General features: G+C 39.2%; 1 protein-coding gene. It reads left to right on the forward strand.

Annotated elements, in window-relative coordinates:
- Window positions 1-232 precede the first annotated feature (232 nt).
- Window positions 233-1,435 (forward strand): leucine-rich repeat domain-containing protein, encoded by a 1,203-nt coding sequence (locus DB42_RS10185; protein WP_052435887.1) that lies wholly within the window; start codon window positions 233-235, stop codon window positions 1,433-1,435.
- The last annotated feature ends 487 nt before the right edge of the window (window positions 1,436-1,922 follow it).

Genomic DNA, 1,922 nt, shown 5'->3' on the forward strand with positions numbered 1-1,922 from the left:
CCCAACCAAAATTGCCGCTCACTTAATCGCAACAACCTGTGTCTGCTCCTAAATGCTTGGAAGGTCTACCCCCTTTCTTTGAATCTATCTGAAATAAAAGCGAGGTAGATTGTCTGCAAGTTGTTTTTCATTGATAAGGATACGAATTCGTTTGACTTGCTTTTTCAATATTTATATATTGTCTTTAAAAAATAAAAATGCTTAAAAAGTTATCTCTATTCAAGGAAATAAAATGCATCCTATCTCTTCGGCATCTAGTGAAAGCTTGCCCAATGAATTGCTGCTCCCTATCTTAAAGGCTTGCGTAGTTCCTTCCTTATTTAGCGTCTGTAAAAGATGGCACCATCTGCTGGCTAATGAAGTCATGCCCACTCTTTATAAGCAAATAGGTAAAGTGCATGTTCCTCAAGGAAATATTAAGGAGCAGGCTCTTATTGTAGATAGGATTTATAAGCTAGAAGAAAAGCTTTCTGAAACAGCAAAGGTAAATGCAATCTTTAGGCAAATCTTTACTTTAGCCAAGTATTTTTCAGCTTTAAAATTTAAAGTGCAAATAGAAGAAAAGAGATATCTTACTCTGGCTAACTACTCTTCCTATCTTGTAAATATTAATCGCCTTTTACTTTGGAAAAAACTTCCTGGTGGGGAAGAATACTTGAGCCGAGAAGAAATTAAGCACTTGCCTCTAGAAAAAAAAGGAGAGCTTCTTGAAGATTGGATTGAAGAAAATTGTAAAAACATCACGGCTTTGGATTTATCTAGAGTAGGCTTGACTTATTTACCCCCAGAAATATGCCAGTTATCTCAGCTGCAAGAGCTTAATTTAAGCCGAAACCAGCTCACCTTTCTGCCTGCAGGAATAAGCCAGTTATCTCAGCTGCAAGAGTTTAACTTACATAGAAATCAGCTCACTGCCCTTCCGACAGAGATAGGGCAGTTGTCTCAGCTGCAATGGCTTGACTTAAGCCAAAACCAGCTCACCTCCCTTCCGGTAGAGATAGGGCAGCTATCGCAGCTACAAGAGCTTGACTTACATAGAAATCAGCTCACCTCCCTTCCGGCAGAGATAGGGCGGCTACCAGAGCTCCGAGCGCTTTACTTAAAAGATAACCAGCTTATCACTCTTCCGGCAGAGATAGGGCAGCTATCGCAGCTGGGAACGCTTGAATTAGACAGCAACCAGCTCACCACTCTTCCAACCGAGATAAGGCAGCTGTCTCAGATTAAATTGCTTTACTTAGATAACAACCAGCTTACCACTCTTCCGGCAGAGATAGGGCAGCTGTCTCAACTACGAGTGCTTAAATTAGGCCAAAACCAGCTAAACACACTTCCTACAGAAATCGGACAGTTGCCTCAGCTGCAAACCCTTGAATTAGCGGAAAATCCTTTGAAAAATATCGCCGAAAAAATAAGGCAGCGTTTTCAATTGTAGAATAACAAGTACTTTTTAATTTGGGGTGAGCTAAAATGAAATAACAAACTTTTAGCCATCTTATTTTTAAACAAGTCATCCGCTTTCCTTCCGGCAACTAAGCAAGCTTAAACTAACCTACACATTTATAACGGCAAGAAGTTTTTCTCTTTTTCCGCAGATTGCTACGCTGGGAGAACAGCCTTTCTTGACAGGAAGAAGCTAGGCGTATTGTATTTCATCATTCAGTAGAAGAATTAAAACAAAGTACCAAAAAGTGCCGTTTATCTCAAATAAGGCAAAGAATCAATCTCATTCTTTTAGTCACACCAAAATTGCCGCGTCACTTAATCCCCAAAACCTGTGGCTGTTCCTAAATGCTTAGAAGGTCTTCACCCTTTCTTTGAATCTATCTGAAATAAAAGCGAGGTAGATTATCTGTAAGTTGTTTTTCATTGATAAGGATACGAATTCGTTTGACTTGCTTTTTTAATTTTTATATATTATC

The organism is Neochlamydia sp. EPS4, assembly GCF_000813665.1.
Taxonomy (GTDB): domain Bacteria; phylum Chlamydiota; class Chlamydiia; order Chlamydiales; family Parachlamydiaceae; genus Neochlamydia.